At 63.8% G+C, this 23,000-nt stretch carries 17 protein-coding genes and 1 pseudogene; 10 read left to right on the top strand and 8 right to left on the bottom strand.

What is annotated here, in order from left to right; genetic code table 11:
- Positions 1–138: 138 nt before the first annotated feature.
- From CXR44_RS28350 to CXR44_RS28335, 4 genes and pseudogenes are all read right to left on the bottom strand, one after another.
- Positions 139–539 (bottom strand): annotated as a pseudogene (locus CXR44_RS28350) (helix-turn-helix domain-containing protein); the annotation flags it as partial.
- Between the two features lie 485 nt (positions 540–1,024).
- On the bottom strand, positions 1,025–2,086 hold the full coding sequence (locus tag CXR44_RS28345; RefSeq protein WP_101789198.1) for a PDDEXK family nuclease: 1,062 nt from the start codon (positions 2,084–2,086) through the stop codon (positions 1,025–1,027).
- A gap of 71 nt (positions 2,087–2,157) precedes the next feature.
- Positions 2,158–5,292 carry a DEAD/DEAH box helicase gene (locus tag CXR44_RS28340; protein WP_101789197.1) on the bottom strand — a complete coding sequence of 1,045 codons (3,135 nt, stop codon included), beginning with the start codon at positions 5,290–5,292 and terminating at the stop codon, positions 2,158–2,160.
- A gap of 129 nt (positions 5,293–5,421) precedes the next feature.
- On the bottom strand, positions 5,422–7,077 hold the full coding sequence (locus tag CXR44_RS28335; RefSeq protein WP_101789196.1) for a TIGR04141 family sporadically distributed protein: 1,656 nt from the start codon (positions 7,075–7,077) through the stop codon (positions 5,422–5,424).
- Positions 7,078–7,294: 217 nt separating this feature from the next.
- Here CXR44_RS28335 and CXR44_RS28330 point away from each other — a divergent pair, with 217 nt between their 5' ends.
- Genes CXR44_RS28330 through CXR44_RS28315 form a run of 4 tightly spaced genes read left to right on the top strand, consistent with a single transcriptional unit; the run spans position 7,295 to position 11,881 of the window.
- Positions 7,295–8,041 (top strand): hypothetical protein, encoded by a 747-nt coding sequence (locus tag CXR44_RS28330; RefSeq protein WP_101789321.1) that lies wholly within the window; start codon positions 7,295–7,297, stop codon positions 8,039–8,041.
- Complete coding sequence (locus CXR44_RS28325; protein WP_101789195.1) at positions 8,038–9,147, top strand: hypothetical protein; 1,110 nt, start codon at positions 8,038–8,040, stop codon at positions 9,145–9,147. Before CXR44_RS28330 ends, CXR44_RS28325 begins: the two co-directional genes overlap by 4 nt.
- Positions 9,144–10,574, top strand: a complete 1,431-nt coding sequence (locus CXR44_RS28320) for a hypothetical protein (RefSeq protein WP_101789194.1) — start codon at positions 9,144–9,146, stop codon at positions 10,572–10,574. The genes CXR44_RS28325 and CXR44_RS28320 overlap by 4 nt, the downstream gene beginning before the upstream one ends.
- The gene (locus CXR44_RS28315) at positions 10,571–11,881 is read left to right on the top strand and encodes an AAA domain-containing protein (protein WP_101789193.1); all 1,311 of its coding nucleotides are present in this window, start codon (positions 10,571–10,573) and stop codon (positions 11,879–11,881) included. Before CXR44_RS28320 ends, CXR44_RS28315 begins: the two co-directional genes overlap by 4 nt.
- Before the next feature lie 120 nt (positions 11,882–12,001).
- Here CXR44_RS28315 and CXR44_RS28310 read toward each other — a convergent pair whose 3' ends face one another.
- Positions 12,002–12,787, bottom strand: a complete 786-nt coding sequence (locus CXR44_RS28310) for a restriction endonuclease (RefSeq protein ID WP_101789192.1) — start codon at positions 12,785–12,787, stop codon at positions 12,002–12,004.
- A gap of 566 nt (positions 12,788–13,353) precedes the next feature.
- On the opposite strand from CXR44_RS28310, the gene CXR44_RS41795 reads away from it, so the two are divergent.
- A complete protein-coding gene (locus CXR44_RS41795) occupies positions 13,354–13,476 on the top strand; it encodes a hypothetical protein (protein WP_281260307.1) in 123 nt (40 codons plus the stop codon).
- 267 nt (positions 13,477–13,743) lie between these two features.
- Here CXR44_RS41795 and CXR44_RS28305 read toward each other — a convergent pair whose 3' ends face one another.
- Positions 13,744–14,694 carry an HNH endonuclease gene (locus CXR44_RS28305; RefSeq protein ID WP_101789191.1) on the bottom strand — a complete coding sequence of 317 codons (951 nt, stop codon included), beginning with the start codon at positions 14,692–14,694 and terminating at the stop codon, positions 13,744–13,746.
- Positions 14,695–14,775: 81 nt separating this feature from the next.
- On the opposite strand from CXR44_RS28305, the gene CXR44_RS28300 reads away from it, so the two are divergent.
- Positions 14,776–15,006 carry a hypothetical protein gene (locus tag CXR44_RS28300; RefSeq protein WP_144070113.1) on the top strand — a complete coding sequence of 77 codons (231 nt, stop codon included), beginning with the start codon at positions 14,776–14,778 and terminating at the stop codon, positions 15,004–15,006.
- Between the two features lie 501 nt (positions 15,007–15,507).
- Here CXR44_RS28300 and CXR44_RS28295 read toward each other — a convergent pair.
- A complete protein-coding gene (locus tag CXR44_RS28295) occupies positions 15,508–18,189 on the bottom strand; it encodes a DEAD/DEAH box helicase family protein (RefSeq protein WP_101789189.1) in 2,682 nt (893 codons plus the stop codon).
- A gap of 457 nt (positions 18,190–18,646) precedes the next feature.
- On the opposite strand from CXR44_RS28295, the gene CXR44_RS28290 reads away from it, so the two are divergent.
- From CXR44_RS28290 to CXR44_RS39075, 4 genes are all read left to right on the top strand, one after another.
- On the top strand, positions 18,647–18,826 hold the full coding sequence (locus tag CXR44_RS28290; protein ID WP_144070112.1) for a hypothetical protein: 180 nt from the start codon (positions 18,647–18,649) through the stop codon (positions 18,824–18,826).
- Positions 18,827–19,497: 671 nt separating this feature from the next.
- Positions 19,498–20,685: a DUF262 domain-containing protein gene (locus tag CXR44_RS28285; protein ID WP_101789187.1), complete on the top strand. Its 1,188-nt coding sequence runs from the start codon at positions 19,498–19,500 to the stop codon at positions 20,683–20,685.
- The gene (locus tag CXR44_RS39080) at positions 20,663–21,286 is read left to right on the top strand and encodes a HEPN domain-containing protein (RefSeq protein WP_144070111.1); all 624 of its coding nucleotides are present in this window, start codon (positions 20,663–20,665) and stop codon (positions 21,284–21,286) included. The genes CXR44_RS28285 and CXR44_RS39080 overlap by 23 nt, the downstream gene beginning before the upstream one ends.
- A gap of 513 nt (positions 21,287–21,799) precedes the next feature.
- A complete protein-coding gene (locus tag CXR44_RS39075) occupies positions 21,800–22,123 on the top strand; it encodes a hypothetical protein (RefSeq protein ID WP_144070110.1) in 324 nt (107 codons plus the stop codon).
- Positions 22,124–22,653: 530 nt separating this feature from the next.
- Here CXR44_RS39075 and CXR44_RS28280 read toward each other — a convergent pair.
- A complete protein-coding gene (locus CXR44_RS28280) occupies positions 22,654–22,902 on the bottom strand; it encodes a hypothetical protein (protein WP_101789186.1) in 249 nt (82 codons plus the stop codon).
- Positions 22,903–23,000 lie beyond the last annotated feature (98 nt).

Below are 23,000 nucleotides of genomic sequence, written 5' to 3'. Positions count from 1 at the left end.
CGGCGGCGATCTTGAGCAGCCAGCGGCCTCGAACCCACTAAGCACTTTTCATCCTGAGTAGCGGCCTTCTTCGATGAGCTGCACGACGAGGATGGCCTGCACGATCGTGATGGCGCGGTACGGGCAGCAGCGCACCCGGGCCAGGACCTGCACGTTCACGCCGTAGCGTCGGTGTGTGCCGGAGTAGTACGGCCCTTCGTCGGCCAGCCTGTCAATCGGGATGAGGGTGCCGTTCAGGATGGCGTAGGCCAGCCGGCCAGCGCGTAAGACGGCGGCGTGGACGTCGTCGGCGAGCAGGGCGAGCAGGTCGACCGCCTCGCGGACGTAGCGCCAGGCGGTGCTGGTGCCGATGGCGAAGCCCGCGGCCAGACGCGCGTAGGTGTCGCCGTTACGCAGGTGCGCCAGGACCAGCAGGGCTTGCCGGGACGCATCCAGGCGCCGCCAACGGCAGCGGCGTTCGGCACGCCGGGTACGGATCAGCTCGGCCAGGCGATCAGGGTGTGATCGGACAGCAGAATCGCGGCAGGGGATGACAGCAACGAGGCTCTCCGGTAGAGGCATCGGATCTTGGTCGACTGCTGTCTTACCGAGAGCCTCTTCTCATGCCAACCGCGCCTCGACGCCACCCCCGCTGACGTGCCCGATCAGGTTGGAAAAGCCTCCCTGGCCATGGTCCTATGGCCGCATAGGGGTGCCCTCAGTTGCATGCCAAGGTCCAGCAAGCAAAAGACCTGCGACTGCCTAGCCGCAGGTCAGAGGCCATAATGCTTGATCAGAAAAGTGCCCCCGGCAGGATTCGAACCTGCGGCACCCGCTTTAGGAGAGCTCGAGTCGAACGGCGTCCGGTTTCTCTGCTGACGGGCCATATGTGATTGTTGCTCGGCCTGCCTCAGCTCCTCAGCAAGGACCTCCTCGCTGTCCATCGCTGGGCGGGTGTTTACGCTGGTGAAAGCGATACTCCCGGGCGGGAGTTTCCGATTCACGCGCCGCGGCCGGCGTATCCGTCACCGCCCTTCTCAACGCTTCATGCAGTGGCAAGCTGGCTAAGCAGCTTCGCGAGGTCTTCCCACTGGGCCACGGCGTCAGGCGCGGGGAAGAACGGATAGGCTGATGTCAGTGGCTTGCTCGTCAGTGTGCGCAAGGTCGCGAGGCAGGCGTCCGCCAGTTCGTGGCGTCCGCGCCCGCGAAGCGGGTCAAGATTGATGCACAGGGCCCGATTCTTCGGATAGAGCTGCGCGATGCGCAGGTCGTTTCGGCCCGAGACGATGACGCCTGCGGCGGTGTGGGTCAGGGTCAGTTCTTCATCGTCGGCCCACTGCTCGAGCAAGGTCCAGAGGGTGCGGACGTCTTCGTCTGCCTTGTCGCGAAGTTCGCTCAGGCTCGGCCGCGCGGCGACGGACTTGGCGGAGGCGGCTGCGGTGCGTCCGTACACGGACGGGACGAGCGTGCGCCATCCATGATTCTCCGCGATGTACCGCTTGACCTCGACCGCGAGAACCTCTGCGGGGTTCATCTGCTCGTTGAGAAACTCCACGATGCGGCGGAGATCGTCGGGGACGGCGTCGGCGACGAAGACGAGCCGGATCTTGCCTGCTCGCAGATTGTCGCCAACCTTGGCGAAGAAGGCCTCCACGGTGGCCGTGTCGTCCTCGCAGAGCTGAGCGATCATCTCCTGTGGATCCCGGCCGGACTCACGCTGCGTCTGCTCGAACAGCGCCTGAAGGTTGAGTACGGGCCAGTAGAGGACTCCGTTGGCGGCGTAGTCGAGCATCTGGCCGACGACCTCGCGGCGGATGCGGCTGTCGCCGGCCCGTTTGACCTCGACCAGGGTGGGGATGCCGTCCTGGTCGACGAAGAGGTGATCGAGACTCCAGCGTCCGCTGCCACCGTCACGGTCGGGGACACCGGCCTCCCGCCGTACCAGTAGCCAGCGGCGAGGATCGTCGGGCGTCATCTGCCCGCCCGCCAGGAGGTCCGGGTGAGTGGCGAGCAGTTGCTGAAGGACCTCTTCGGCCTCGTAGGGTGCCAGACGCATCGCGAGGAGGCGACCGGACTCGTCGATGTGGAACATTCCGTCGCTGTTCATGGCCGTCCTCCAGCCAGTCGGTGGATGTCATGGGAACCTCTGACCTCCGGGCGGTGCTCGATGGCGCGATCTCAGTGGCCTGAGTACGTCGGGGTCTCGGGCGGCAGCACGAGTTTCGGGAGATCGCGGGCGAGTACGTTGAAGTAGCGCTGCGTCGACCACGACGTCCGATCGCCGATCACGTAGAGGCGCTGTTTGGCGCGGCTGACCGCCACGTTCAGCAGGTTCGGACGCTTGGCCGCCCAGGCCTTGGCACCTGGCCGTTGCGGATCGCCGCCCAGGACGAGTATGACTACCTTGGCCTCCTTGCCCTGGGCTGTGTGCACGGTCCCTGCCTCCACGCCCGGGAAGCGCCGCGCGACCTGCTGCATCCCGCGTACGACATCGCGGAACGGGCTGATCACGAAGATGTCCTCTGGTGCGACCTGGTCGTGGGCGAGGCGGGTCAGGATGCGTTCCAGCGCTGCCCCCTCCTCGGGGATCCAGTGTCCGCTGGAGCCGGCGCCGACCACGTCGATCCACACACTCTCCGGCAGTTCGATCGGGGATTCAGCGATCTTGCCGTAGACCATGAGCCCGTCGTAGGCGATGGTGTTGGAGATGCCGAACATGGGCTCGTCACAGCGGCGGTGGACGCGTAGCGGGGCTCCGACCCAGACGGGTGCGTCCTCTCCGGACAGATACGTGCCGTACGCGTTCGTATGATCGGCCAGTTGCTGGACCGAGGTGCGTCCCGGCAGCCAGTGCTCCTCCTGGACGCCGAACGTACGCCGCAGTGCCTGCTGGGCGGCGAACGGCAGCGTCACCACCGGCTCCAGTTGCAGAGGATCCCCTACGGCCACCACCCGCCGTGACCGCCAGATCGCGCCCGCCGCGAGTTGTGGTGCGGCCTGGCCGGCCTCGTCGATGAACAACCAACCCAGCGCCTCCTGCGTGAGGTGCGAGAACACGCGATCGAAGGAGGCGAAGGTGGTGGAGATGACCGGGACCAGGAAGAACAAGCCCTGCCACGCTGCCCGTACGGCCTCCTCTGGCACGCCGGCGGGCACGTCCCCGATGACGACGTCCATGGCGGCTTGCAGGCTTCTGCGCATCCGCGTCGCCTCCGCCCGGAGGAACGCCCGGTGCAGGCGGAGGGCCTCCACGAACAGGTCGGTGCGGGCGTGGTTCCAGGCCTCGTCGGTCCACAGCGTCTGACTCTCCCGGTGCTCCTCGTCGGTCCACCAGCGCTCGTCCGGGAAGAACCGCCCGAGCCGCTCCTGCTGGACGGCCAGCCGGGACTGGATCTCGGCCAGCCGGGACCGGGCGGTGTGCAACTCGGCGCGGAGCGAGTCGCGCTCATAGGAGAGCTGCGCGGCGGCCTGGCGGAGTCCTTCCAGCCGCGCGGTCGCGGTGCCGAGCGCGTGCTCGGCGCTCTGAACGTCGCCTGCAAGGGCCCGGTCCTGCGCATGCCACTCCCGGGAGGCCTTCCCGAGGGTGAAGAGCGCCGTGACCAGGCTGGGCTGGAACTGTTGATGCTCCTGGCGGTTGCGCTTGCGTGCGGTGATCTCCTGCCGTGCCGACTCCTCGAGACGCTTGGCGTCGTCGAACTCGGTGCGCAGGGCGGTGAGACGACCTTCGGCGGCGGTGATCTGCTCGGTCGCCCGTGTGATGATGCGCTGCTGTACGGGCAGTTCCCGCAAGGCGTCGTGGGCGGTGGCCCGCTCGCGCCGGAGAGCCTCGACTCGTTCGTAGGCGAGGGTGAACGACTCGACGGCCGTTGCCCAGGAGTCCGTCACGGTGCTCTGCCAGGCTTCGAAGCTCATCCGCAGACCGGGTTCGTCGGCGGTGCCGTACCAGGCCTTGCTGACGAACTCCATGCGGTAGGACTTCCGGCCCAGCTTGGCCGCCACCAGGCCCCACGCGGGCTCGCCGAGTACCCGGCTCGCCACGTCGTCGAAGTAGGCGGCCTCACCTCTCCAGAGTGCGTCGATCGCTTTCTCGCCGGGGATCTCGGTCGTGACGTTCTCCACAGCCCCGTTGTTGGCTGAGGTGACCACCATCTCGAAGCCGGTGAGCTCTTCGCGCCACAGGCTCACCACCCGCCGGAAGTCGCCTGTCTGCCAGCGCATCTCTCCGGTGAACGCGGCCTCAGTGCTGGGCAGCCTGGACAGGCGCAGCGCGCGCTCCACGACGTTGGCCGCGATCAGATCCCTGAGCATCGTGGTCTTGCCGGTGCCCGGAGGTCCGTTGACAGCGAACAAGCCCGCCCTCGGGGCCAGCTCGGACATGATCGTGTTGACCGCGAACTGCTGGCTCAGCGCGAGCGGCAGACCCGGCCCCTGAGGCCAACGTCCCGCAGGGACATGTTCGGGTGACACGTGGTCGAGAACCACCTGCGGTTCCTTGCGCAGGTCCGTACGGGACGGCTCTGGAATCCGCAGGTAGGCGTCCAAGGCAGCGCCATAGGTGCCTGCCCGGACGGCTGAGGCAACTCGTTCGAGGTCATGGACGATGAAGCTGTTGAGGAAGTCGGTGCTGCCGTCATCGTCGTGCTCGCGCCGGCGCGAAACCTGCACGCACTTGACGAGCAGACCGTCGGGCGCCAGGACCTCCTCCACACCGAACCGGTCGGCCGTGAGCTTCATGAGTGCCCGCAAGTCATCCTGCCTGAGGGGGCGACCGACAGAGACACCTTCGTTCCGCAGTTCGGCGGCTCGCTCGTCATGCTCCAGAGCGGCGACGAGTTCCTCGCCGGCGGCCCCTACGCGACCGGCCGCCACATCGAAGCCCTTGAGCCAGGCCGGATCCCGGTGGCCGGGGGACACCGTGCGACCCGCCGCCCAGGCGGCACTGGAGAACTCCCACGCTCCCAGCAACGGCCGGCCTTCTTCCGTGACCAGCATGGCGAAGAGCGCACTTGCCCCCTGCGTGGCACGGTCGAAGTTCTCCGGATCGGGCCCGAACACGTTCTCCAGCAGGACCCGTACCCGTTCGAGCTGGAAGACGCCGCCGTAGACGATGTAGCGCCATGTCATGTTCGGCTTGATGCGCCTGCGCTGGAGCGGGTGATCGGCCTCCCAGGGAAGCGGGGCGCCGGCTTGCATCTGGAACACCGGCTCCCGCTCGTCCCGAGGGGTGACCCTTGGCAGACTCGGCGGGCTGAACAACTCGCAAGCCCGCCAGAACTCCATGACACGCGCGCGGCTGTCGTTCAGATGGCTCACGGCACTCCTAGCTGAGGGACTGCACGACCTCGTCAGGTCTCGGTACTGGAGCTCCCAGGGCGACCACAGGTTAACGGGACGCCCTGAGAGACGTGGGCAGGATCGCGATGTTGGCAGGCAAGCAGGGATCTAGGCGGCCAGCACGCCCTCAGCGGCGGGGATGCCCACCACCTCGACCTCGATGCCGTACGTCCGCAGCACCCTGGCCGCGTTCGCAAGTGCCACTCGCGCCAGCGGGAAGAGCGTCTTGGGCGTGAGCGAGGCTCCCGTCTTGAGGTGGATGGCGAACACGACCTTGCTCGGTCGGAAGTCCTCCGGCACCTGGCGACGGCCCTGGCTCACCTCCGCGACCTTCTCCTTGAAACGGCGCAGCGCCTCGTCGGAGTGCAGGAGTGCCTGCGTCGCCACGACGCCCTGGGCGAACAGGTGGCTGAGCGTGCTGGCGCCCTCGGCAAACTTGACGTGCACCAGGGTGTCGCCGGGGCCCAGGAGGTCGCAGGCCTCGAAGCCGTTGCCGGCGAAGAACTTCGTCTTCAGGAGAGCGCGGTCCAGGCACAGGAACCCGTCGCACATCTCCGCGACGTCGATGTTGTACTCCTTCTCGTTCTGACCGGCGTATCGCGTCGGGAGCTCGACGGAGGGGTGCAAGGCGAACAGCGGCACGATCTCGTTGAGCTTGTCCTCCAGGTATGCGGGGTCGATCTCGTACCACTCGCCGTCGAGCAGGAAGTAGCGCCGCCCGCCCATGGTCAGCACGACCTCCAGCCACTTGATGGCCGCCGCGTCCCCGACCTCGTGCGTGCGCTCGGCGTCCCGGAACATGCGGATCTTGCCCTTTCGCAACGCCGTCACCCGCGCCCCCGGGGCTTGGAGCCGAGCGCGGACACGGATGAGCTGGACGTCGAGCTCGTCCACACGCTGCGTCGCAGTCCCGATCTTCACCTCGAATCGGCGGGCCTGAGCGTAGCCGGGCAGGCAAGGGGTCGGCACCACGCAGACGAGCTCCGTCGTGTCGGGGTGGCCCAGCAGCTCATCGAGCCGGGTGTCCAGCCGGGTGACCAGCGCGTTGTCCACGATGGGGCGGATGTGATCCACGAACTCGAGCGCCGGGTGCGGCTCGTCCTCACGGCAGACGCGGGCGATCTCCCGGATGTCGGCGACGAGGTCCTCCGGCCAGATGCCGAACCTCATGCTCAGCCCCACGCCGGCCTCCAGGCGCACCGGCCGCTCGTCGGCCTTGGAGAAGGTGACCTTGAGGTCGCGCGAGCGCCCGCCCATGCGGCGGATCACCTCGGCCTGCTCCTCGATGCCCAGAGCCCAGATCGGCATGCCGCCGGGGATCAGAGTCAGGTCGGTGCGGCCACGCGCGCCGATGCGGCGGCGTGCCACGTCCTGCACGTGGTCGGGGTCGAGGCGGCGCACCGCGAAGCGGATGCCGAAACCGTGGTCCTTGTGCTCGTCCGGGATCCACCAGTGGCCCTGGCCGTAGCCGATGGCGTAGACGCCGCCGTCGACGGCGATCATCAGCAGCCCGAAGGAGCGCCGCTCGTCGAAGGCCACGTTCAGGCCCGTCGTGGCCGCAGCGTCCTCGCACCAGCTGGCCAGCGGCATCTCCTGGTGCCCGGCCACCCACAGGGCGGGCGCCCCGGCCAGGGAGAGCTCTTGCGGCTCCACCTCGAGCTCGTCGAGCTTGGCGAGGTCCAGCACGTTGAGCATGCCGTACGGGGTGGGCTCCACGCCCGTGAGCCGGTACAGGGTCAGGTCACGCGTCCTCGGTCGCACCATGTTTCGTCTCCTAGCTCGCGGAAGACGCCGGCCCACGGGACCGGGCGCCTAGGGGAAGAAGAAAAGGCCCTCGGAGACGGGCGGTGGATCCCCATCCACACCGAATGCCACGCCTGCCGTGAGGGCTACTCGCCCAGGGTAACCGTGGAAAATAGTGGAAGCAAGTGGAATAGCTTGGCTCCGCTTGGGTCGCTTGCTAAGCTGCGGAAACGTGGACATGGACGGGCTTGAAGAACGCATGTTGACGCTGAGGCGCGAGATACGCGTAGCCTCGGCCGCCGGAGACCCCGCCCGGGTGCGATCCCTGAGAGCCGAGCTCCGTCAAGTGGAGCGAACCTGGGAAGAGGCCATCAATCCCCCTCCTGCGCCGCCCGCCCCAGTCAGGGAGCATGTGCACCAGGCGTTGACACTGCTGGGTGTACCAGCTGCGGCCAAGACGATCGTCGCGGTCGACGAGTCGTTCTTCAGCGGTACGATCACCAACGCCAAACTCACGAGTCTGCGCAGGGACGAGGAGCGATCTTTCCGCTCGTCCCCCAACTCAAGGCCTTACTACCTCTGCGCGGCGCTGAGCGCCGAACGCCTTTCTCCCGTACGAGGTGTGCTGGCCGTCAGCACCTGGCCACTGCGCCGCCGGATCATCGGGCCGCTGAGTCCACGTACCGACCTGTTGACCTCCACCATCCGCATCGCAGAGCATCTGCAGCGGCTCACCCGCGCCGGCGAGAGCCCGCTCGGTGGGTTCCGGCTCCTCACCGCCATGGCGCAGAACATCCCCGGCGCGGTGGCCGACTTCGGACCCGCGGATCCGGGCCGAGTCATCACCGCCGCCCGCGCCGAACTCGCCGTACACGAGGAAAAAGATCGACAACACCGCAAGGCGGTCGCTGAGCGTGCGGCATCACAGCTAGCGGAGGTCAACCAGCTCTTCGGTGCGGGATTGAGGACGGCGAGCACCGCATGAGCCGGCTCGACGCGCTGCGCGGCCCGAGCCCGCCCGTCGACCACAACGCCCGCAGCATCGCAGCCCTGGCCGCCAATCCCGCATGTCACCGCAGGGCCGTGCTCGACGCGGCGGGGATCGACAAGGGAAAGGTCGTCCAGCACCTGGGCCACCCGATGCAGTTCGGTCAGTCGCCCTTCGCGCTGATCCGCAGCCGGCAGTTCAAGGCGATCGTCAAGGAGAACGGCGGAGCTCATCTCCTGCGCCTGCTACGAGGGCTGTTGGGGCTGGCCGTGGAGGAGGCCGGTTATCGGGACGTGGAGGACGTCGACGAGCACGCGGGTCGCGCGCTGCTCCGAAAGCACACGGAGCAACTGCTCAGGAGTGCCGCCGCGAACCGGGTTGACGCGGCGACGATCGTGGATCATCCGCTGCTCAAGCTCAACGTCGCGGGCTACGACGTATACCTTGAGCCGGACGTCATCGCCTTCCAGGCGCAGGGCAAGTTCCATGTCGTAGTGATCAAGACGTTCGCCATCATCGACGACCAAGCCGAGACCGCGAAAGTTTCAGCGGCTGCGCGAGAGGCGGCCGTCTACGTCCATGCGATGCGTGTCCTGTTCGAGCAACTCCGACTGGATCCGCAGCGGGTATCCCACGACATCATCCTGGTCTGTCCTGAGAACTTCAGGAACTTTCCGACTGCCCGGCTGGTCGACGTACGCCATCAACTGGAGGTGCTGCGGCGCCAGCTGGAACGCTTGGCCAGGATCGACACGATCCTCGACACTCTGCCCCCCGGTCTCAGCCTCGACCTGATGATGGACGGTGACACCCCGACACGCTCGGCAGCGGAGCTCAGCGCGGCAGTCTCCGAGATTCCGGCGCGGTACGCGCCTGAATGCCTGTCCGTCTGCGAGCTGGCATACTTCTGCCGGACGGAGGCCAGAGCGTGCGGCTCGCTGGAGGCCCTCGGGAGAGCTGTCCGTGACGACCTCGGCGGTATCGAGTCGGTGAGTACGGTGGTCAATCTCGCCACCGGTGCCGCTGTGCCATCCGACGATCTAGTTGCCGTGACCGAGCGGCTCACGTACGCCCGCAGAATCCACGGTGAGGTGGTCGCGTGACCTTCCTTGGCTCCTACCTGAAGGTGCAGGCCCTGCAGACGGGGCGGGCCCAAGCCTTAACGACTCTCCGCCACGTACACCTTGCGGAGAAGCCCATGGTCTTCATCCCGCTACGCATGGCGGGAGAAGCAGCGGCACCTGTGGCCGCGATGGTGGGGGACGATAGGGCTGATCCCCGGCTTCTGATCGTTCCGCAGCCTCGCAACCGCGATCATCGCTTCGCCTTCATGGCCGAACTGGCCGAAATCCTCGTGCCGTACATCAGGCAGTTCTCCTCCCGGATCGACCTTCAGGAGGAGCGCTGCCTCGACGCGCCGCAGATCCTGGTGCCCAATCAAGGCGGGGTGAGCTTCACGCGGTTACTCGGCCGCTCCACCCGCTTCCGCAGCACTACCGGACCGTATGCCGTACCGCCGCTGGTGCCGTTGCTGGGCCGATGGCTGACCTTCTTGCACGAACGCAGTGAGTTCGCCGGCTCCGCCATCTTGCTTTCCATGACGGGCGTGCTCAGTGAGCACTGGGTCACTGGCCAGAGCACCGCCGAGGACGGAAACTTGGCCGCTCTGCTGGCCTGGATCGATCCACCCGCGGGCGAACGAGGCGATGCCGCGGCTTTGCTGGCGGAGGATCCGCTGCGTTCGCCGCCGGCTGGCCCCGACACAGACCCGGGTTTCGACCATCAGGTCCTGGAACCGCTGATCAAGCTGTACGAATCCACCGGCGTTAAGAGCCAGCTCCATGCGGCGCTCCTTGAGCAGCTCACGCCCACCTGGGATCTCATGTGGCGAGGCGCCGACCTGCTACGCGCTCTTCCTGCAGCTGCTCGCGTGGCCGCTCGCTGGGAACGTGACCGTGTGGCGCTGGCCAGGGAGAGCATCAGGATCGCCGAGGGGGCGTTTCCTCCGGGACGGTGGGACAACCCGCAGGCCGCGGCCCGCAGGCTCGCCATGATGGAGAGCGCCCAACAGAGCTACGAGGCCGGCAAGGCGTTCGACGATCCGTTGGTCATGGCGGACCACCGCATGGAAGGGGTGGCCTTCGAGGGCCGGGTCGTGGATCTCGAAGTCGACAGGAAGATCATTCCTCCTGGAAAGGTCCGCCGGGTCCTGCGCCCGCTGGTCACCATCCGTACCGATGATCCAGTACGCATCACGCCCGGCAAGAAGCTGCTGTCCCCGCAGCGTCCCAAACAGTCGTGCCAGCTCATGTCCATCGACGACGGGCTCGTGGTGATCCAGATCAACTCCGGCATGAGCAAAGGCGCGACGATACCCGCTGTCGGTGAGACCGTCTGCTACACCGAGCTGGACCCGTCCGAAGGACGCAGGCCACGACTGCCCTCGCTGGAACTGACGCCCTGGACCCATGGCGGTCCGCCCACGGAATACGTGCCCACCGACGAGGACGCGGGGGAGATCTGGTCATGAGTCCACAGGAAGCCGCCGCGGCCGCCACTGCGAGTATTCTCGCCGACTACACCAGCCGCACGCACAAAGGCTTGGTCGTCGACTCCCCACCCGGTGCCGGCAAGACGACGTTGGTAGTGGCGGCCACCGTGGAAATCGCCAAGGCAGGCGAGCGGCTCATGATTGTCGCGCAGACCAATGAGCAGGTGGACGACCTCGTCGACCGGCTCGCGAGCCGAGAGCCGCAGCTCACCATCGGACGTCTGCACGCCGAAGGCTTCGAACCGCCGCCCCGCGTCACCCGCCACGACAACGTCACCACGCACAACAAGGCCGAGAACGTCGACAAGTGCCAGGTCGTCGTCTCCACTGCCGACAAGTGGGCCTACGTCGAAGACCGGACGTGGGAGTGGGCGATCGTGGACGAGGCCTATCAGATGCGCTCGGACAAGCTCTTGGCCGTGGCTCCGTTGTTCGCTGACGGTCAGGCGTTGTTCGTCGGGGACCCGGGACAGCTCGATCCCTTCTCAGTGATCGAGAGCGAACGGTGGGCCGGTCTGGCGTGGGACCCCATGCAGAGTGCGGTCGCCGTGACACAGCGGCTCAACCGGCTCAAAGTTCATCAGCTGCCGGTGTCATGGAGGCTTCCGGCCAGTGCTGCCCAGGTGGTGTCGGAGGCGTTCTACCCGGCCAACGCCTTCACCGCGGGAACGGCTCCCGGACAAAGGCGGCTGCGTTTCACCCTTCCCGGACTGCGTGACCCTTGGGACCCGACCCTGGCGGAAGCTGGGGCGCAGGGCTGGGCGATGCATGAGCTGCCCAACCGTCACGCCGTTCGCACCGACCCCGAGGTCGCCGAAGCATGCGCTGGCCTAGCCCGCCGCCTGCTACAGCGGGGGACAGTGGCCGAGGACGAACACGGTTGGCACGAGGCGGAAGCGACCCGGATCGCCATCGGTTGTGCCCACAAGGATCAAGTGGCAGCTGTACGAAAGGCAGGCGTCCCTGGCGGCGTGACCGTCGACACGGCGAACCGGCTGCAGGGTCGCGAGTACGACATCACGATCGTCTGGCATCCGTTGTCCGGCCGCCGTGACGCCACGGCGTTTCATCTGGAGTCGGGGCGCTTGTGCGTGCTGACGTCCCGGCATCGTCACGCGTGCATCGTGGTGGCCAGGGCCGGAATCACCGACATGCTCGACAGCCATCCCTCGAGCCCGAAGGTCCAGCTCAATGTGCCGATCAAGTTCCCTGACGGCTGGGCCGCCAACCAAACCGTCCTCGCACACCTCGATCGACACCGCGTCGCCGCCGTTGGGCGAGGTTGACTCGACGAGCCGCTCGTTCCAGCTGCGTTGAACCGCGTGATCACATGCTCAAGAAATCATTGCCGCCGCTCAGCATCGGCCCGGTCGAGTGACGGAAGTGAGAAGATCGGTCGGCGCTGCTCAACCCTGCGAACGACGCGCATGCGAGATTCTCGATCTCGCTGCTCCAGTCCTACCTGCTCCTCGACGTCGGTGCCGGCGAAGCCGCCCGCGCTGTCGGCGCCATCGGCTGTCGTCCAGGCGTAGCTTGAGGAGCTCATGAAGCGCTACACCTTCCTGGGCCCAGGCGCGTAGGCCGTCGCGATCGATCAGGTGAATGCCCACCTCCGCGGCGTATTTCACGGCGCTGCTGGTGAATGATCCATTGGTGACCACGATGGCGTCATCGGCGCCATGGGCGTGTTCAGCGGTGCCATTGACCTGGTAGATCACTTTGGCGCCGACTTTCGCCTGGGTGAGTGTGTGTTTGCACTGCACAACGATCACGCGGCCACCCGGGCCGCGACCAATCACGTCAGCGGCCCTGTCGCCTGCGCCGCCCACTCGTCTGGCGCCGATGCCGTCGCGGATCATGAGGTCACGGACGGCGTATTCGAAGGCCGTGGGGTCGAGCCTGTCGATGTCCATGACCAGGTCGAGCCGCAGATGAGCGAGACGCTCTGCGCGGCGACGCTGTATGACCGCTTTCCAACGCCACCGCCCGGCCACGAAACCGACAGGAACGAGGATTGCCGTGGCGGTCAGATACCAATGGCCGAGCACCAACTCGATCAGGGCCCGCAGGGCCTCCAAGAGAAGAAGAGCGGTGAACACTGCCGCTGCTGCCGCCGCTGCCCACTCACCGAGGGTCGCAGGCCGCCGAGGACGAATGTGTGGTCGCAGCCAGTTCCATGCCTTGCTGCTCACGGAGTCGCAACCTCGGAGGGTACGACATCGGCAGGGACGACCTGCGCTGTGGAAGTGGGTTGAGCTGGCGCCGGTGGCTCGGACTTGGTTCCCTGCACGGCGAACCAGGCCACGCCGGCAGCAATGGCCAGGATCAGCCAGCCCGCTCCTTTTCTGGATTTGCGGCGGGACTTATTGACCCAATGGCCGCGGCGGTAATACCGATCTGCCATGGCTTTCCTCCAGACCTCGACGCGGGGGCTTGAGAGTCATGTAAACAGATAGCTCCGACAAATACCGTTGCAATTTGCGCGTCAAGGAAGCTACCTTGTTGTAGTCGCGGCAGAAGTTAAATATAACGAGAAGGGGCTTGTGGGTGATTGGGGCATTGGTAGCGGACGCTGGAGATCATGATTCGCTTCCTGTCTTACCCGTGAGGATTCGAACAGTCCGTGGGTGATGTAGTGCTTGAGATAGCGGACGATCTCTTACTTGGACTTGTCTTCACTGGCGCGATGGACGACGCATGCTCAGGTTCGAGGGCCTCAGGTCATTCGACCGACACGATCACGCAGGGAGCGGCACGATTGGGTAGTGGCGCGCAGGTGCCGCAGGACAGCCTGGTGCTCTGGAGCGGACCCAACGCCAGACGCGCGCAGGCGGCGATCAACGCCTCGGCCGACATGCCCGCCATCTACTCCCGAAGCTGAGTTGGGCAATGATTAGTAGGCTGCGCACTTCATGGCGCCGGCCCGAGCCAGATGCACGACGCGGATCGATTCCACGATCCCGACGCGAGTCTCGGGCAGCGCGCGAGCGCGACCGGCCAACAACGCGTCTGTCGGTGGGTGGTGTCGGCGTCCAGCAGGACGGACTTGCGCAGGTTACGGTGCCGGCGACTGTCTGGACCAGCCTGGCTCTTATTCCACCGAAACTCGGGCGACTCAAAATCAAGTCGGAAGCACCCTACCTGGCCTCTATGTTGCGAGGAACACCTCGTTCAGATGCCATTCCAGGAAAGCTCGGCTGGGTCGGTCGGATGCGTTGGCAGGCATGGTGACCGTACTTCCTGCATGTTGGTAGAGCTCGTCGTCACCGAACTCTTGACTCAAGCGCGGGCTCGCTCGTAGCCGGTAATCCGTACCGATCGCGAGATACCCCTGATCGAACAGGATGTGTATGTCCGAACGCAGCAGGATGCCGTTGTCCAGCCGGTGTTCGCCTCCGCGTGTCACTGGTCGGATGTGGGCTGCTTGTAGTACTGGGCGGATGGTCGAGCCGGTGATGGCGCAGCGTCCCCCATAGGCGTTGAGGACCACAGCTTTGAAGGCTCGCTGGCCAAGACGCCGGGGGGTCAAGCGGGGGTCCCCAAAGACGGGGCCTTCGAGCCGCCATGGTTGTGCCACGTCGGTGGTGTCGTTGCCGAGCAGACGGGTCATGAGGTCGGTGAAGTAGTCGGTGTAAGGAGGGGCGGCCATGTCGTAGCCCTTGCCCTGAACGATGTTGGAGGCGAAGTCAGGGGGCGGGCCCGCTGGAAGCTCGAAGAATCGAGTGTCTCGGAGCAGGACGCAGCCGATGATCGGGTCCTCACCTGCTGCTATGGGACTTTGACGATACTTGCTGATCCTCTCCCTCATCTGCTCCTGATGGTCGGCGCCGTTGGCCTCGCCGAAGGTCTCCCATGCCTCGGACAGGGAAAATGGCTGGAAGCTTTCGAAGATGCCACCGCCGACTACCTGGTTGTACGGAAAGCCGTTGACCGGGTTCCTGCCCGAATGGTGGGTCTTGAAGAAGAACGGCTCGCCGGGACGCAGTGCGCGGAAGTTCGTGCTGCCCGAGGGACGCCAGAAGTTGGCCTCCGTCAAGGTCGGGCGAGCCGACATGAATCGATACCAGTCGCCGTCGGTGACTCCGACATATGCCTTCACGTACGGAATTGTGCAGCTCGAAGATCGTCGCAGCTAGTGGATATGCCCGAACAAGGTTGGCCGGTCGTCTTATGGGTCCTGATGTCCGGTTCTCGGGATGCATCGCCACCTGTCTTCCTGCTGCAGGCGATGGCCGATCGGGTGATCGCGGTGCTCCGCGATGAACCCATCGGCAAGCAGGGCTGGCCGTGCCCGCCGGTACTGGTGGTGATCGAAGAGGCGCGCACGTTCGTCTGCCGGGCCAGCGCGGGGCGAATGCGCGCGCTGCTGGACCAGTTGCAAGTCAGCAGTCGTTGTGGCCGCAAGCGCTAACAGGCCTGGCGTTCGTGTGGCAGCAGCCTGAGCATGGGCCGGAGAGTTGCTCGGGGGACGTGGAGTGACGCGGTGGGGTTGGTGCGATCGCCAGTGGCGTTCGTCTAATGTCCGGGTGGCCGTAGCGGGTGCCGGAGGCCGGGATGGTGGATAATCAGGGCCTGAGCTGCGGAAACGCTATCAAGATCATTCCGCGTATGTCCTCTGATCATGGCCTTACGGTTGCATGCGGGCGCCGTCTGCTGGCTACCAGAGACACAAAACAAAAGACCTGCGGGCTGAGAAACCGCAGGTCAAGGGCCTGAAATGCCGATCCAGGTGCGTGCCCCCGGCAGGATTCGAACCTGCGGCACCCGCTTTAGGAGAGCGTGGGCGAAGCTCCCTTCCCATATGGTCTGACCTGCGCAGATGCTTCGCTCTGCCCGCACCGTCTGCAAGATCATCCCGCGCATGTCCCTGTTTCGACCAGGGTGGCCGCGAAATCACTCGCGGGGTTACGTGTCAGCGTGGTGGGAACAAGTTCGTGACGTCGTCAACGTTGATGACCTTCCCTAGCGTCGGCGATAGCAGCTTGCCGAGCCAGCCATCTGGGGGTAGGAGCGCCTCGATCTTGGTCCGGGCTTCACCCCGCGCTTCGGCGTTGCCGTCGCCGCACAGGGCGGCGTATTGCCGCAGTCGATCGGCCAACACATCGTAGAGCCGGACGGCGGCATCGTGGTTGATGATCGTGATCTTGTCGCGTGCCGCTTCGGCAGCGTCGTCCTGAGCTGTAGTAGCCGGTGTGAGCAAGCAGCCATAGACCCGTGTCCTGAAAGCGCGCTTGGTCTCCACTTCGATTTGACCAAGTAGCTGGTTGACGTCTTCACGGGCGACGGGGTGGGGCTCGCCGGTCTTGACTTCCCAGACTCGGCGTTCGCCCCTCTTGACGGTGGACCAGGTCCAGCGACAGTCAGTGGCGCTCTGCTCGGCCTTGTGTGGTCGCTCGCCACTGGCACCGGCCAAACGGGCGAGCACCTTGAGGCCCTCGCACTGCTGATCGTGTTTGCCAGTAAGCACGGCGCGGCCGGCGGAGAGCGCGTTGTCGAGTCGCCCGCCGACTTCCCGGCGCCATTCATCCCAGGCCAGAAAGAAGCGGTCGGTGTCGTCGGCCCTGGGCTCATGCCCTTGTAGGTCAGCAACGGTGCGGCTCAGGCGGCGAAACCACGCCGTGCGGGGTCCGTTGGCGGTTGCGTCCTCCAATGCCTCTCGGGCGGCGGCCAAGTCCTCGGGTCGGCCGCGGTCGAACAGGGCATGGGCCTCGACGTAGCGCCAGAACGCGGCGTGTTCGGTCTCACCGGCGGCACCAAGCAACCTGGCGGCTTCACGGGCCTTACGGGAGGCGCTGGCTTGGTCACCGATCCACAGTTCGGTGGCTGCCGACACTTCTGCATCCGCGCTGGCGACGTTGCCACTTCCAGTCATGCTGCGGCCGGGGCGTGCCTTACGACGGGGTGCCGCTGGGGCGGCGGACTCCGTGCCAGTCATCGGTCTCGTTGCCTGCCAGAAGTTCCGACAGGCTTTCATCGTGGCCTCCCAGCCCTGGTCATGCAGTTCCAGCGCACTGCGGACGGTAGGCCGTGTGCCTTCAGGAATCGACGCACGAACACTGGGATCAGCGAGCACCTCCGCGAAGGTGGGATCCAGGCCGAGGTAAAGAGACCGGTCGGTATCGGTGCGGTTAGCTCGGCCAAGGGCCTGAGTAACTCGTTGGCCGACACGGTGGCGCATAAAGCTGGCGTCTCCGAGATAGGCGACCACGAACCGCTCGAACTCACTGCTGGCCTGAGGGATTGTCGTGATGACGACCAGCTTGCACAGGTCGCCCGCGAGGTCGAGTCCGTCGTAGCGGCCAGCGGTTACCAGATGCCCCTGTTGGGCTTGGCTCCAGGCGTCTACAACGGAATCTTCTCCTGCGCGCAGGCGGTAGACCGTGTGGCCGAAGCCGGTGAGCAGCCTTTGGAACGTGTCAGCCTCTGTGTGGCTGGCGCAAAGCCAGGCGGCCCGCCCGCCGGCAGCGTCGGCCTGGTCGAGTGCCCAGGCGAGCATAGTTGGGTCGGTGGCCTGCTGCTGGCCTGGATTGAGCGCGAACATGCGGTCGCCGGTCGCACCGACGGGCAGGGACTGCTCGGTCACCAGCCGGGTAACCGGAGCACCGCCAATACGGCGCTGCAAGTCGTCCATCGAGCCGAGCGTCGCTGACAGGTAGATCCGCTGTTTCGCCTGGCTGTAGCCCGCGTTCAGTGCGGTTGGCGGATGATAGGGGCGGATCTCGATCCCCGACGGCCCGATCAACACCCCGCAGTGGGTGAGGTATTCACGGACCTTCGGCCACGCCCACTTGATCTCGTCCTTTAGCTTCCTCCCCTCGTCCCTGCGCTTCTTGGCCTCGGCCCTGACAGCGTCCGTCTTATTCTCGAGCTTCTTGACTTCGTCGGCCTCGTATTTCGCGAACTTGTCGTCGGCGGCCAGCGGCGACTCCTCGATGGCGTTCCGCGCTGCAGTGGCGATTGCCGCCCAGTCTCTGAAAGACAGCAGCTCCGGCGGCGTGCCTGGCCGGGCAATGCCGTCGCGCATGGTTGGCAGACCCGCGTACGCGTTGGTGTGTGCGACGACAAGATCGCAGATGGTCCGGTAGAGCTTGCGCGCTGGACCGGGTGTGTCAGGGATGCGGAGTGTCTGCAATCCGCTCAGTGGTTGCTCGGCTAGGTGGGCATCGTCGAATATGACCAAGTCGGCTGGTTTTGGGACCGGCTTGCTGTTGAAGTAGACCCAGTAGTTCATCACGCCGACGGCCTGGGCTTGGTGATAGTCGTCGAGTCTAGCGCCGCCGTAATTTTTGCTAGAGAACCGAACGGTCTCCAAACCTAGCCTGGAGGCCTCATCCTCGACACGTTCCGCCAGTTGGCGTGTTCCGGTCAGGTAAGCCACCGACAGTCCTTGGTCGAGGGCGTAGTCAGCAATCAGTAGCGCCAGTAAGGTCTTGCCCTCGCCTGTTGGCATCTCTATCGCGAGGTCCGCGGTGTCGAGATGATGCCGGGCGTAGGTCGCAAGGACCTGCTTCTGCCCTGGTCGGAGCTCTGTGAACACGGAAGAGGCGAAAGCGGCGAGCCTCTCCTCGAAGTCAGGTAGTGCCGAGTCCGCCACAGCTCACTCCTCCATGCTCGGGGTGATGAATTGTACGGCGTAGGTGGTACGACCAACCCTGTCATTTGAGGTGCTGCTCGTGGTGCTGGCGGCGAGCCGCGACCGTCAGCGTCGTCGAGAGACGCCATCGCGACTTGCGGGCTCCCAGCAGCGGATCTCGCTCATGGACTGGTCGTGTCGCCTTGCGCAGCGTTCTCGGCTGGTGGACGGGGCGCATTTGGCGGCTTGTCACGGCGCCGATTGCTAACCGAACAGGAAAGGCGAAGGGGAGGTCCAGCTGGCGCTACTCTTCGATGCGGGTCTGGAGGACGCTCTACCCCTCGATCCCGCGGACGTTCGACCTCAATCTCCTCCTTGCCGAGGCAGAGAATGCCGGACCAAGAAGTTGGGAGCGTGGCACGAATTTGGTGAAGACCTCATCCTGGAGTGCGAGTACCGGGCCTGCATCAAGCTCGGCGTGACGAATCTGCTGGACCCGGCCAAGACAATCGCGGGGGCCTATCAGCGGGTATGTGTGGACCTTCGTGCGATGACCGAGGTCGGCCTGTACAGCTACCACGTACCACCGCGTCGCCGACTGTGGATCTGGGCATCGGACCTGGAACAGGCCTGCAAGGACTTGCCGCTCGTTCGATGAGACCTAGATCAAATTCATAGGCAGGCCCTCGCGTGTCGTCGACAAATATCGACATGTGAGCGGCACGCGCCAGAAGTCGAGGGCACGGCCTGGTCGTCTGGGGCCCTACGGCGAACGGGACGAACCTCCGCGGCGCTCGCTGTAGGAGAGTGGTGGCCAAGTCCTCGTCCTACAGTCCTTCGCCTGCACGAACACCGGTGATGTGGCCGTTGCTCATAAGGGCATTTCGCAAGTAGCCCAGTGGGCTTGCGTCCCTCCCGGTCCGAGAGGCGGGGAGGTGGCGCGGCGCTGACCACCTGCAAATACGCAGTGGATGTCCTCCCTGGTACAGGCACGATCCTTTCGAAGATGGGATGGTCTGAATGGAGTCGAAAGTTAGGTGGGTTGACCTGGGGGATGCTGAGCAGCTGTACGGCACGCATCTACGTGCTTCGTGCGTCCTGTACCTCCGCAGCTCCTCCATGGCACGATAGCTCTGCGGCTCTCGAGGCGGAACAAGCGTCTGCGGCGCACCTTCCTCGAAGGCGCTCACAGCAACAGAGGCAGGAGGTTGCACGTAGTACCGCGACGCATTACGGATACGACAGCAATAGCGACCTCCATGGTCGTTTGCGATCGAACTGATTGTTTATGATACTTGCGAATGCAATATTCTTGGAGCTGAATGTCATATGCTGAAAAACTCTCTCTATCAAGAAGACGTCGACAGTGATGCCGAGGATCTCTTTAGCGAGTCCGAAGACGATCTTGAAGGCTTCGAAGAGCAAGTTAGCTTCGATGCCATCGTTGTCTCAAGTGATTGGACCACTGAAACGCTGCTCAATCTGATCTCTCGTAGTCAGATAGATATGGATCCCGTTTTCCAGCGCAGGGATGCATGGGATCGAAAGAAGAAGAGTAGATTCATTGAGTCGCTGATTGTGGGGCTTCCTGTGCCTCAGATCGTCTTGGCCGAAAGAAAGAGCCGGAGCGGGAGTGGCTTCGTTGTGCTAGATGGTAAGCAGCGGCTTCTAACCATCATGCAATTCTCTAAAGGGAATTTCAAGCTCGCCGGGCTTGAGTTGAGAAGCGATCTCAACGGAAAGTCGATCGATGCTCTTCCCGATGAGGCCCGCTTCTCCCTGGAGACGCAAACCGTCCGCACTATGGTTATTCGAAATTGGAAGCAGGACGAGTTCCTCTATTTGATATTCCATCGTCTAAATACGGGCAATGTCCCTCTAAGCCCTCAGGAACTTAGGCAGGCTCTCTATCCGGGAGGGTTCGTGGACTTTGCGAACTCTTATACCTCTCAGAAGCTTATCTTTGCATCCCTATTTTCGGCAAAGACAAAAACCCCTGATTTTCGCATGCGAGACGTCGAACTTCTAGTCCGCTTCTATGCATTCGCGCTATATCTTGAAGGTTATTCCAGTAACCTGAAGGTGCTTCTGGATCGGACGTGCGTGAATCTCAACAAGATGTGGCAGAAAAGCGAAAATGAGCTTAAGGATATGGCTAACGAATGCGTAGCCGCAATAGTTCTAACAAGGGAGATTTTTGGGGCCGACGCCTTTCGCCGCTGGAACGGCAGTGAGTTTGAAAGACCTTTCAATCGTGCCGTTTTCGACATCATGGCTTATTATTTTCGTCATGAAAATATACGTGCCGCGACTATCGGGCGAGAGCATCAAATTAAGCAGAAATATCAATCGCTATGCCGTGAACAAGAATTCTACCTAGCGATTACAGCCACGACTAAGAGTAGGGAGGCGACGGGTACGAGACTCATCCAGTGGGGGCGCGCTCTGAGGGACATCATAGGTATCGACATCCATCTGCCTTCCTTCGATGCGGATGGCGACATTGCCGTCTCGTAGGTATAGCCGCTTATGCAAGCGTTTAGCGAATTTAGAAAGAATATTTCTTCCCGCCATTGATCTGCTAGGCAACTACACGGCTGATCAATACGATCACGTCAGAGCATACATCGTGCTGTGCCATGCGGAGATCGAGTCCTACATCGAGTATATGTGTTTGGATTTGCTGGAAAAGGCGGAAGAACGCTGGAAGTCTAAAGGTAAATCAAGCCTCTGTATGGCGGCTTTGATGTTATACAACGAGAGGAAAGTAGTAGCTCCTAAGTCTTTGTCTAAGCAAGTCTCGGCGGACTTGTTTGACGCGGTTGTAAAAAAGGCGTTTAAGTTGCATCGTGAATATCTTCAGCGCGATAATCACGGCATAAAAGAGGCCAACCTAATGAAAATGCTTCTCCCTCTCGGGTTTCAAGAAGCCGAGTTCGATAACGTTTGGCTTGCCGATATGAATAGCTTTGGTGTGATGCGCGGCTTAGTTGCTCATCAGTCGGCGCAAGTTGTTCAAAATCCGCCTGACCCTGCGCTCGCGAAGCAGAGAGTAGAAAGCGTCCTTGCGGGCGTGGCTAAGATTGAGAGTGTCTTTGTAAGGCTGCGCCGTAATTGATTAAGCTTTCACCTCTCAGGAGAGGGTGTTAGGTCAGATAAGTCCAGGCACACTCCGAGCTGCCACCAAAAGCATGTACGCCAGGGTATAGGCTGCTTTCAAAGACTTGACTACGTGCCGTTGTAGAGCTAGCAGCCGATAGCCATCCTGGTGCTGCCAGGTGGCGGAGCGAACTTCGCAGAGCACACTGACTGTTCGAGGGGTGAATCGGTACAGCCCGACGTGGCAACGCCGCCTCCAACACCGCTGCCGGCCGCATCGAGGCGACCCGGCTCGCCGTAAACCAGCTACACCGCGCCCAGTGGCGCAAACGTGCTGTTCCGTAGCGAATCCGGCGGCGAGCACCCGTGCGTAGCTCCTGGCTAGACGCCCGGACGATGGCTGAAGTACTTCATAAAGGATCCATCACCGACGACATCGCTACCGTGATCTGCGAACTCGCCGCCACCGTCCCGAGCCCGGCTGCCAAGTCTGTCCCGACGCCTGGGCCACTGAGCTCACGGGCTGCTGGAGTTGACCAGCTGGGCGAAGGGGCTGCGCGTTATCGTTCGCAAACAATGCCCGCATGCCGTCGCCCAGCTGCGTTTCACGGATCTCGATAGGCACCGCTTCACTTGTTCGCGACTGGCACCGCTAGCCAGCTCGCCGATTTGGACCTGCATCACCGCGGCCAAGGACACCGGCCTGCGTAACCCGCCCCTGCATGACTGCACCGAAAACCAGAACTGGCTGGAGATCGTCGCACTAGGCTGCGAGTTTACCGGCACTGACTCCTGCCGTTACAAGCTCAAACGACTAGGGCAACGCCTGCCCGCCGTCGACGGCGGGTTGCACTGAGGCCGCCGCTTGCGTCTCCGCATGGCGCCGCGATGGCCGGGGCCAGGTAGATCATCACGGCCCCTGGCCCCGGCTAGATGCTCTTCCGGCACCAGTCTGAGCCATCACCACTTCGTCCCCAAGAGCGGAAAGGTCCCCCTTTGGCCCGTCGAACCCCCGCCCACCCGGCGCGGTAGCCGGGCAACCGCGCTGACCATGGCAAGAAATCGGCCTCCGGCCGAACCTCATAGCTGGTCAACTCAAGATCGAGAAAAGTGGAGGCGAGGCAGTCCTCTCCGGTCTACCAGGTAACGGGGTGAACTGTGATGCCGCAGGCCATACGGCTGTATGCGTACCTGGATCGCTGAATTCACGACCGGCGGTCGACTTCGAAAAATGGTAGAGCGCTCGTAGATGACTTGCGTTTCGTAGGATTCACACTTGTTCCGGCCTGACGGCGAGCACGTCGGAGTGCATGTTTGTTAAACGCGCAGGTCGATGTACCCGCTGTCGCTATCCGCCACGAGTCTCTATCAAGTTGATCCTGTTCCTCAGGCCCTCTCCACCTTCAAATCAGGAAAGGTGCTCGTGATGATGTAAAGCAGCTCTGCGGCACGTTGTCGATCGAGCTGAAGGGTCTGGCTTGTTTTCTTTTCGGACTGTCGTTCGTCCGAACCGTATGTGCTGAGCTGCAAAAAGACGCCCTCATCTGTGTGGATCGCCTGATAGCCGCATTCCACTTCCGTGGGATGTGGTCCTGAACTTTTCGTAACTCGGAAGAACTCCTTGATCCTAGCCATGGTGACATCTTTGTCCCGAACCAGTGGAGAGGCAAGAGGGTCGCACTTTGACTGCCCGGCTCCACGACCGGGCCGCCGGCTTCTGGGCCGCTTGGGCT

The sequence above is a fragment of the Nonomuraea indica genome, assembly GCF_002850745.1.
GTDB classification, from domain to species: Bacteria; Actinomycetota; Actinomycetes; order Streptosporangiales; family Streptosporangiaceae; genus Nonomuraea; species Nonomuraea indica.
This window is presented reverse-complemented; position numbering and strand designations above follow the sequence as displayed.

What these genes read in the sequence shown, in the direction of transcription:
- CXR44_RS28345 (WP_101789198.1), bottom strand. Translation starts at nt 2,086, where the DNA reads ATGAACAGCGACGGAATGTTCCACATCGACGAGTCCGGTCGCCTCCTC.
- CXR44_RS28335 (WP_101789196.1), bottom strand. Translation starts at nt 7,077, where the DNA reads ATGGTGCGACCGAGGACGCGTGACCTGACCCTGTACCGGCTCACGGGC.
- CXR44_RS28330 (WP_101789321.1), top strand. Translation starts at nt 7,295, where the DNA reads ATGGACGGGCTTGAAGAACGCATGTTGACGCTGAGGCGCGAGATACGC.
- CXR44_RS28325 (WP_101789195.1), top strand. Translation starts at nt 8,038, where the DNA reads ATGAGCCGGCTCGACGCGCTGCGCGGCCCGAGCCCGCCCGTCGACCAC.
- CXR44_RS28315 (WP_101789193.1), top strand. Translation starts at nt 10,571, where the DNA reads ATGAGTCCACAGGAAGCCGCCGCGGCCGCCACTGCGAGTATTCTCGCC.
- CXR44_RS28300 (WP_144070113.1), top strand. Translation starts at nt 14,776, where the DNA reads ATGTCCGGTTCTCGGGATGCATCGCCACCTGTCTTCCTGCTGCAGGCG.
- CXR44_RS28285 (WP_101789187.1), top strand. Translation starts at nt 19,498, where the DNA reads ATGCTGAAAAACTCTCTCTATCAAGAAGACGTCGACAGTGATGCCGAG.
- CXR44_RS39080 (WP_144070111.1), top strand. Translation starts at nt 20,663, where the DNA reads ATGGCGACATTGCCGTCTCGTAGGTATAGCCGCTTATGCAAGCGTTTA.
- CXR44_RS28280 (WP_101789186.1), bottom strand. Translation starts at nt 22,902, where the DNA reads ATGGCTAGGATCAAGGAGTTCTTCCGAGTTACGAAAAGTTCAGGACCA.